This is a genomic window from uncultured Aurantimicrobium sp. (assembly GCF_936931525.1).
Taxonomy (GTDB): domain Bacteria; phylum Actinomycetota; class Actinomycetes; order Actinomycetales; family Microbacteriaceae; genus Aurantimicrobium.
In genome coordinates this window covers 19,343-28,909 of the sequence record NZ_CAKZII010000070.1, presented here as the reverse complement: position 1 = coordinate 28,909, position 9,567 = coordinate 19,343, and the positions used below count along the sequence as shown (strand labels likewise).

General features: G+C 54.6%; 6 protein-coding genes. 5 read left to right on the top strand and 1 reads right to left on the bottom strand.

Annotated features, from left to right (window positions below; genetic code table 11):
- The coding region (locus Q0362_RS03180) for a 3'-5' exonuclease (protein ID WP_298119685.1) at positions 1-507 on the top strand (507 nt) is incomplete at its 5' end.
- A gap of 775 nt (positions 508-1,282) precedes the next feature.
- Here Q0362_RS03180 and Q0362_RS03175 read toward each other — a convergent pair.
- Positions 1,283-2,641: a zinc-dependent metalloprotease gene (locus Q0362_RS03175; RefSeq protein ID WP_298119682.1), complete on the bottom strand. Its 1,359-nt coding sequence runs from the start codon at positions 2,639-2,641 to the stop codon at positions 1,283-1,285.
- 157 nt (positions 2,642-2,798) lie between these two features.
- On the opposite strand from Q0362_RS03175, the gene Q0362_RS03170 reads away from it, so the two are divergent.
- The 4 genes from Q0362_RS03170 to cydB all read left to right on the top strand — a co-directional run bounded on the left by Q0362_RS03170 (position 2,799) and on the right by cydB (position 9,559).
- The gene (locus Q0362_RS03170; protein ID WP_298119680.1) at positions 2,799-3,980 is read left to right on the top strand and encodes a PDZ domain-containing protein; all 1,182 of its coding nucleotides are present in this window, start codon (positions 2,799-2,801) and stop codon (positions 3,978-3,980) included.
- A 34-nt stretch (positions 3,981-4,014) separates the two neighbouring features.
- Positions 4,015-6,897 carry a UPF0182 family protein gene (locus Q0362_RS03165; RefSeq protein WP_298119677.1) on the top strand — a complete coding sequence of 961 codons (2,883 nt, stop codon included), beginning with the start codon at positions 4,015-4,017 and terminating at the stop codon, positions 6,895-6,897.
- 238 nt (positions 6,898-7,135) lie between these two features.
- Positions 7,136-8,545 (top strand): cytochrome ubiquinol oxidase subunit I, encoded by a 1,410-nt coding sequence (locus Q0362_RS03160; RefSeq protein WP_298119675.1) that lies wholly within the window; start codon positions 7,136-7,138, stop codon positions 8,543-8,545.
- Positions 8,546-8,554: 9 nt separating this feature from the next.
- Entirely contained in the window at positions 8,555-9,559 is a 1,005-nt protein-coding gene (gene cydB, locus Q0362_RS03155) for a cytochrome d ubiquinol oxidase subunit II (protein ID WP_280794901.1), read from the top strand.
- The last annotated feature ends 8 nt before the right edge of the window (positions 9,560-9,567 follow it).

Sequence of the window (9,567 nt, the reverse complement as noted above, 5' to 3'; positions counted from 1 at the left end):
GCATCTGTCTCTGTCTCGGGGGAGCCCTTGTTCAAATCCGTCAGTGATGTGTTGCGCTCGGTGGGGTGGAGCCAGGAGGCTCCCCAAACCACCGGAGCAATTCGATCAAAGTGGGAAGCATTGAATGCCCTCATGGTGATGGCTGACGAAGCTCCTGAAGGCACCAGTTTCCGTGCATTTACAGATGAGCTGCTGGCTCGCCAGGCGGCACGCCACGAGCCCACCATGCATGCTGTGACACTCGCCTCTGTTCACTCAGCAAAGGGTTTGGAATGGGATTCAGTCCACGTTATTGGTCTGAGTGAAGGCTTATTCCCCATCAGCTATGCCCAGAATCTCGAAGCCATTGCAGAAGAGCGCAGGCTCCTCTACGTTGCCATCACGCGTGCGAGGAAGCAGCTTTCCCTCTCCTGGGCGCAGCAAGGAACTGGCCGCGCGACGAACCGAGAACGCTCACGTTTCGTGGCAGAGCTTGGCATGCACAATCAGGGTGCAGGGCGAAAGTAAGTTCAGCTCGGGTTCCATCGCGACCATCTAGCTTTACTGCCGTGTTACTGGTGATGGGGTGCGTGTCGGGGGATTGAATCCAGCGCGCTATCACCGATGTTGCTTCAGCAATGAGAAGTGGTGTTTGACTGCCAGCTGGAGTTCCCACTAGCTGGCTCACCATCGCCACCCAGCATTCGTCGTGGTCGCGGTGGGTCAGTTCGATGCATTGCTCGCAGGGATGTTTCTCTGCCTCTGCTGTTCCCTCGATTTTTCCGCCTAGTAGAGGACCGATTCGGACCGATTCATCTCCGAACACCACGGGCAGATGAGGGACATCACGAGAAAGCCACCCACCCGGACGGTGGGGATCCAGTGCGAATTCCCCCACCACAATGGCCAGGTCGCATCTGCCAGAAACCGAGGCGCTCGATCTCACCACGCGGTGACCGGTGGAGATGAGGAGGAGGCCCAATGAATCAACAAACGGGCCAGAACCATCAATTGAGATTCGCCACCCGGTTGCCTGCGTTGGCGTGGCGAGTGCAGGAGCGAGAGCACTCAATAAAGCATCTGTTTCCGCAGGGGTGAGTCCGCATTCGTGCGCTACCGCCGGAACAGAGACATCAGCAATACCTGCCCGCAGTGCGGTGAGCATCCGCTCTTCTGCGGGATAAATTTTGGGCAACACAACCCGAGGGTGATCAACACCTAATTGCAGGGAAGTAGGGGTGCGCCAGACAAGGGGGAGCTCAGGATTGATTTTGTACATGCAGCGAAGAATGCTGCATCTGAGCTATTCCTGCTCAGATTCATCCACAGGTGGGATGTTTCCATCCAACAAATCAGCCAAAGCTCGGTCCATGTCGTCCTGCTCTGCAACCTCTCCGCGAGCGGTTGCCTCCAATTTGGCAATCAAGGCGGCAGGGTTATCGAGGTCCTCTGCAGTGGGCATCATGTCAGGGTGAGACCACAGGTTATCGCGAGCATCTGCCCCGACAGCGTCAGTAACTTGCTGCCACAAACTAGTTGCTTCTCGGAGGCGACGCGGGCGCAGCTCTAAACCGACCAGGGTTGCGAAAGCAGATTCTGCTGGTCCTCCGGAGGCGCGACGTCGACGCACTGTCTCCGCCAGAGCACTCGCGCGAGGAAGGCGAGTTGTGGCGGCACCAGTGACAACATCGACCCACCCTTCAATCAGGGCAAGTTGAGTCTCCAGGCGACCCAAAGCTGCCAGCTGCTCTTCGCTCTTGGGTGGGATGAGCGCACCGCTGGAGAGAGCCTCCTTGAGTTCATCTGGGTTCTGTGGATCAAAGTTGCCGGCAATATCTTCCACCCGAGAGAGATCAATGCTGATGCCTCGAGCGAAGTCTTGAATCGCAGAGATGAGGTTGAGTCGTAACCAGCGTGCGTGACGGAACAAGCGAGCATGGGCGAGTTCACGAACAGCCAGATAGAGGTGAACTTGATCCATCGGGATGTCGAGGCCAGCACCGAATTCATCCATGTTCTGGGGCAGCAGTGCTGCTTGACCCTCATCAAGGAGCGGAATGCCTACATCTCCACCTGAAACCACTTCGGTGGAGAGTTGACCGACGACGTGCCCCAGTTGCATCGCGAATAAAGTTCCGCCGATTTGCTTCATCAACTGAGAAGCGCCGGCAATCATGCCCTTCATCTCTTCAGGAGCCTGATCAGTGAGAACGTTGGTCAATGCTGCAGAGATGCTGTTAGCCACGGGCTCAGCCAGTTGTGTCCACAGCGGCATGGTTTGCTCAATCCATTCCAAGCGTGAAATCAGTGCTGGTGTGCTGGAAAGTTCTGAGATTGACGTTGCCTCGGCAAGCCAGAGGTTTGCAACATGGAAAGCCTGGTCGATCTCGGCTCGCTGAATGGCGGTGACAGGCTTCACGGTGGAGAGGGCATGTGACTTGGCCTGTTCCATCGACATGTTCCAATTAATTCCTTCGCCTGAACCGCTCGCGTTCATGGCTGCTTGGAACTGACGCATGATGTTGGCGATGCTCGCTGGGTCATTGGGGAGACCTGCCGCAGCAGCTAGTTGGCTGGCATCTACACCCTCTTTACCGGAGAGAATGTCGCGAATCATGTCGCGGAATTCGTCTTCGGGAGTGCGATCGTTCTCGTCCGCCATGCGCTTTCCTTTGTGTCGGTACATCAACGCTAAACCCCGCATCCTGTATTTCCCATGAATAACGGCTCAAAACACGTGCGCTGGGCGCGAACATGCGGGAAATCCCCAGCAATACCTGACACTCTTATCTAGACGTAAGGCTAGGCACGGAAGAAAGGTGAGCACTGACGTGACACTGTTCCGTGCTGATGAACAGGGGCTGCCCGAAGGGCTTCAAAAAACCCCTGCGACCAAAGCGCAGCGCAAGCGCAAGATGGGCATCACCGTGCTGGTGGGTTCCCTCGTTCTCGCTGTGGGTTTGGCCGCTGTTCCCTCTGCCTATGTCATTGAGCAACCAGGTCCGTGGTTTGACACGTTGGGAACTGTTTCTGTTCCTGATCCCGAAGATGACACGAAAAAAGAAAAGATTCCGTTGATCACGATTGACGGCATTCAAACTTTCCCCACCACCGGAGAGTTGGACCTGTTGACCGTCTCCGTGTTGGGAAACCCTGACCAAACCCCTTCCTGGTTAGAAGTTGCTGGCGCCTGGTTTGACCCTTCCAAGGCGGTCGTGCCGATGGAACTGATCTTCCCCAAGGAAGAAACCACCGAAGAGCGTGAAGCCTCTAACACCGCCCAGATGGTTGATTCTCAGCAGGACGCTATTGCGGCAGCGTTGACCAACCTGGGTTATGACGTCATCGTGGGTGTGGAAGTTCTTGGTTTCGCGGATAGTTCTCCTGCAAAAACAGTTCTTTCCCTTGGTGATGTCATCACCACCTTCAACGGAACTGCCGTCGAGAGTGTTCCTCAACTACGTGAATTACTTGCTGCGAACGGCGCATCTACGCCGGGCACCATCGGTTTCATCCGTGGCGGTGTTGCCCAAGAAGCTCAGGTAACTCCCATGGATGTGGATGGGAACATCGTTCTCGGTATTGGCGCCAAGGCCAAATATGACTTCCCCTTTGAGGTAAAGATTCGTTTGGATGCCGTGGGTGGACCCAGTGCCGGCATGATGTTTGCCTTGGGCATCATTGACAAGCTCACCCCAGAAGACATCACAGATGGCAACCACTTTGCAGGTACTGGAACCATTGATGCTCAGGGCAACGTGGGTCCCATCGGTGGTATTCAGCAAAAGCTTTATGGTGCCAAGAAGGCCGGTGCGACGTATTTCCTCGCCCCTGCGGACAACTGCAATGAAGTTGTGGGCCATATCCCTTCTGGTCTTCAGGTGTATTCCGTGAAGACCCTGGATGACGCACTTTCTGTTCTCTCTTTCGTGGAGATGCACGGAGAAAAGTCCGAAGCAATGAATGCCAAAATGGGCATGCTTGCAACGTGTCAGAATTAGTCCCGTACCACCCGTCACTGATTGAGGTCATTTCGTGAGTAATGCAACACCCACCCCCGGTCGTCTCGGAAACCGTGGCCCGCTGGCCATCACGATTGGTGTACTCGTCGTACTGCTGATCGCCTTCTTTGCCTTCGCCAGCGTCTACGCTGACGTGCTCTGGTACCAGCAGGTTGGCTTCTTCAATGTGCTGACGACCCAGTGGTACGCCGCTGCCGGATTCTTTGTTGCAGGCTTTATTGCCATGGCTGTGCCCGTCTGGCTCTCGATTCAGATCGCCTACCGCCGTCGCCCTGTTTATGCGCGACTGAACTCACAACTCGATCGATACCAGGACGTCATTGAGCCTCTTCGTCGTTTGCTGACCTGGGGTGTTCCAGCCCTTCTGGGTGTATTTGCCGGTCTCTCCACTGCCACTCGTTGGCAACTGGCCATGCTGTCGTTGAACAGTGTCTCGAGCGGACAGACAGATCCGCAGTTCAACATGGACATTTCGTTCTACTTGTTTGACCTGCCGTTCTATCAGGCTGCGGTCGCACTATTCTCAGCCATCGTGCTGCTGTCGGGATTTGCCGCACTCATTACCAACTACGTCTACGGTTCCATTGCGTTGGCCAAGCGTGAGCTTCGCGTAGCCAAGGCAGCTCGAATTCAACTCGCCATTACTGCTTCGATTTACATCGCACTCCAAGCTGTCAGCATCTGGCTTGACCAGTTCGCCACCCTCACAAGCGATCAGGGCTTGATTACTGGTGCTGGTTATACCGATGTCAATGCCACAATCCCCGGTATGCAGATTCTCTCTGTTATCGCCATCTTGGTTGCCTTGCTGTTCATCGTTACAGCGTTCACCGGACGCTGGAGACTTCCTCTCGTAGGTACAGCAATGCTGGTGGTCTCGGGACTGATTTTGACCATGGGCTACCCCTGGATCATGCAGCGCTTCATTGTGGACCCTTCCGAGCGCAGCTTGGAAGAGCCCTACATTGCCCGCAACATTGATCTCACTCGTGAGGCCTATGGCATCTCAGACGTGGAAGAGATTCCTTACAACGCCACCACCGATGCAACTGCTGGTGCGCTTCGTGCCGATGCTGAAACAACCGCCAGCATCCGCATCATCGACCCCGCATTGGTGAGCGCGTCCTTTGCTCAGCTTGAGCAGTTCAAGCAGTACTACGCCTTCGCTCCTGAACTTGATGTTGACCGCTACACCATCGAGGGCAAGAGCCAAGATGCAGTAGTTGCTGTGCGTGAACTCAACCAGGCAGGTATTGGTTCCTCACAGAGCTGGTACAACAACACACTGGTGTACACACACGGTTATGGCATGGTTTCTGCCTACGGTACCGAGCGCTCCGCAGATGGCCAGCCGGTCTTCCTTGAAGCTGGTATTCCTTCCTCAGGTGAGCTGGGCAAGTTTGAGCCACGTATCTACTTCGGCGAAAACTCCCCGCTGTATTCCATCGTGGGCGGAACCTCCAGTACGAAGCCAGTAGAACTTGACTACCCAGCATCGGGTCAAGAAAACGAACAGGTCTACACCACCTTCGCTGGCGAGGGTGGGCCCAAGCTTGACAACATCTTCAACCGTCTTGTTTATGCCTTGAAGTTCCAGAGCGAAGAGATTCTTCTCTCTGACGCTGTGACCAATGACTCTCAGATCATTTACAACCGCAACCCTCTTGAGCGTGTGAAGAAGGTAGCTCCCTACTTGACTCTTGACTCTGACCCATACCCCACTGTGGTGGATGGCAAGGTTCTCTGGGTTGTTGATGGGTACACCACCAGCGAGAACTACCCTTACTCCAAGGTGGAGTCACTCTCTTCGGTAATCAGCGACCAGCCTGAGGCTGCCAACGCTTTCACCCTGGACAACGTGAACTACATCCGCAACTCAGTCAAGGCGACTGTGGACGCGTATGACGGTTCTGTCACGCTCTACACCTGGGATGAAAACGACGCTGTCTTGAAGACCTGGCAGAAGATTTACCCTGCCAATATCAAGCCCATGAGCGACATGTCCGCAGAGCTGATGAGCCACGTGCGTTACCCCACTGACCTATTCAAGGCCCAGCGTTCCATTCTTGGTCAGTACCACGTGACCGACGCTGGTTCTTTCTACTCCAGTGATGACTCGTGGGTTACCCCCAATGACCCCACGGCAGCGACCGACACCACCAAGTACCAGTCGCCCTACTACCTGACCATGAAGGTTCCAGGAGCGGAAAAGCCTGCCTACTCCATCTACTCCACCTTCATCCCGAAGGCATCGGGAACCTCCAGCCGTAACGTGCTGACGGGTTACCTCGTTGCTGATGCGGATGCCGGTGCCGAAAAGGGCAAGCGTTCTGCGGACTATGGAAAGCTTCGACTGCTCACCCTGCCTAAGGATGTGACCGTTCCAGGCCCAGGTCAGGTTCAGAACAACTTCAATGCTGACCCTGATGTGTCGAAGGAACTGAACCTGCTCTCGCAGGGTTCAACCAACGTCCTGAAGGGTAACCTGCTGACCCTTCCTGTTGGTGGCGGCTTGCTCTATGTTCAGCCTGTCTATGTTCAGTCCACCGGTAACACCAGCTACCCACTGCTAAAGAAGATCCTGGTCGCCTTCGGTGACAAGATTGCCTTCGAAGACACCTTGCCTTTGGCACTTGACGCCCTCTTCGGCGGAAATGCTGGTGTGGATGACCCCACAAACGGGGGAGCCGTAGCGCCGGAACCTGATCCAGCAGCAGACAACGGTGGCAATGCGCCTACTACGAACGAAACCTTGAACCAGGCGCTCCAAGCTGCCAAGGCTGCACTTGCAGACCGTGAAGCAGCTCGTATCGCTGGTGACTGGGCTGCCTATGGTGCTGCAGATGCAGCATTGACGGAAGCCCTCACTCGGGCGCTCGCCGCTTCTGCTCAGTAAATCCCTTGTAATTCTCAGGGAAGTAGCTCTTCAGGGTTAGGGTTGCCTAACCTTATCTGAGAGTTTCCTGAAACTAAATTCCAGCAGTCAGAAGAAACCAGCCCTCAAAAGATATCATTCGGATACGAACGAGCGTAGTGTTGAAGAAGGAGCAAATATACCCCCTGGGGTATATTGAACCTATTGCTTTTCAGTCGGAAAGCGATCAGAGACACCGCAACAAGCCTTGGAGGCAGCCATGGAATGGCTAGACCCACTTATCCTGGCGCGATGGCAGTTTGGTTTGACTACGGTCTACCACTTCCTGTTCGTGCCCATCACGATTGGTATGGCGCTCTCAGTAGCCCTCTTCCAAACTGCGTGGTACCGGACTGACAAAGTTCACTACCTGCAACTCACACGTTTCTTTGGAAACTTATTCCTCATCAACTTCGCTATGGGCGTCGTGACGGGAATCGTTCAAGAATTCCAGTTCGGAATGAACTGGTCTGACTACTCACGCTTCGTCGGCGACATCTTTGGAGCACCCCTGGCCTTTGAGGGCTTGATGGCGTTCTTCTTCGAAGCTACCTTCATCGGATTGTGGATCTTTGGTTGGGACAAGCTTCCACGAGGTCTCCACCTCGCAACGATTTGGCTCACTTGGGTAGGCACGGTTCTCTCCGCGTACTTCATCCTCGCTGCAAACGCATTCATGCAAAACCCCGTCGGTTATGAGATGAATGCTGAAAAGGGTCGTGCTGAACTGGTCGACATTGTTGCCGTGTTGGCTAACCCCATCGCAACAAACCAATTCCCACACACCATCCTGGGATCGATCATGGTTGCTGCTGCAATCATTGTCTCTGTTTCGGCTTGGCACCTTTCTCGAAACCAGAACCTCGACACCATGCGTCCTGCTTTGAAGTTTGGACTGTGGGCATTATTGGGTTCAGGAATCATGATGTTCATCTCTGGTGACTCTCTAGGTCTTGCCATGGTTGAAGCACAACCTATGAAGATGGCAGCTGCAGAAGCTCTCTACACAACCTCTGCAAATGCGTCCTTCTCGGTGTTCTCAATCGGAACACCAGACGGTTCATCTGAAATCTGGTCGGTACGCGTTCCCGGACTCTTGTCATTCCTGTCCACCCACACCTTCACCGGTGAGGTTGAAGGTATCAACGACCTCCAGGCTGCATACACCGCCGCCTACGGCCCTGGTGACTATGCACCACTGATCTGGGTCACCTACTGGTCATTCCGTTGGATGATTGGCCTCGGAGCTCTTGCTGCCTTCGTTGCTGTTGTTGGCTTGTGGCTTACTCGTGGTAACCGCAACCCTGGCAAGTGGGCATGGAAGGCTGCCACGTGGAGCTGGCCACTGCCACTTCTCGCAATGACTGTCGGGTGGATCTTCACCGAGATGGGTCGTCAGCCTTGGATTGTCTTTGGACTTCTCAAGACCGAAGACGGCGTTTCACCTGGAGTGACGGGACTGGAAGTACTGATCTCTCTCGTGGCCTTCACGGCAATCTATGGAGTGCTGGCTGTTGTTGAAGCCAAACTCTTCCTCAAGGCAGCCCAAAAGGGTCCTGCTCCCGTTGAGATGACGAAGGTGGATGGCTCTGATGAAGAGCAGCCCGTCCTCGTCGGAACTGTCTACTAGGAGGACACGATGGATCTCGCATACCTCTGGTTCTTTATCGTTGGATTCCTCTTCATTGGGTATTTCGTACTTGATGGTTTCGACTTTGGCGTTGGAATGTCTCTGCCCTTCCTGGGTAAAGATGACACGGATCGTCGTGTCCTCATCAACACCATTGGCCCCGTATGGGACCTCAACGAGACCTGGGTCATCGTTGCAGGTGCCAGCTTGTTTGCTGCTTTCCCTGAGTGGTACGCAACACTCTTCAGTGGCTTCTACCTCGCACTGTTGCTGATTCTTCTTGCGCTCATCGTTCGTGGTGTTTCATTCGAATACCGCCACAAGAACCCTGAGTCCAAGTGGAAGAAGTGGTTCGACGGAATGATCATCGTCGGATCAGCGCTGCCCGCACTGCTGTGGGGTGTTGCTTTTGCCAACATCGTTCAAGGTGTGGCTCTGAGTGAAAACCACATCTACACCGGTGGTCTTTTGCCACTACTCAACCCCTATGCCCTTCTGGGTGGAATCACTACTCTCGTCTTGTTCTTTACCCACGGAGTTGTGTTCATCACGTTGAAGACAGAGGGTGAGCTCAAAGAGCGAGCACGCAAGCTGGCCATCAAGTCAGGCCTCGTCACGATTGTGGTTGCTGCCACCTTCTTGGTGTGGACCACGATTGCCTTTGGATCGGTACTCTCAGGCGCTGTCGCTGTTATTGCGGCTCTGGCACTGATTACTGCCTACTTGCTCAACCTGCGTGGACGTGAAGGCTGGTCCTTCGCATTCATGTCAGTCACGGTTGCAACTGCCGTGTTGAGCTTGTTCCTTGCACTGTTCCCTGACGTGATGCCTGCATCAAACAACCCTGCCTACAGCCTCACCATTGAGAATGCGTCGTCTTCGGATTACACGCTCACAGTGATGACGTGGACTGCCCTGATCTTCTTGCCAGTGGTCATGGTTTATCAAGGTTGGACCTACTGGGTTTTCCGCAAGCGCGTGACACGTCAGAGTGTTCTGGCGGCAGCTCACTAGGCTTTCGC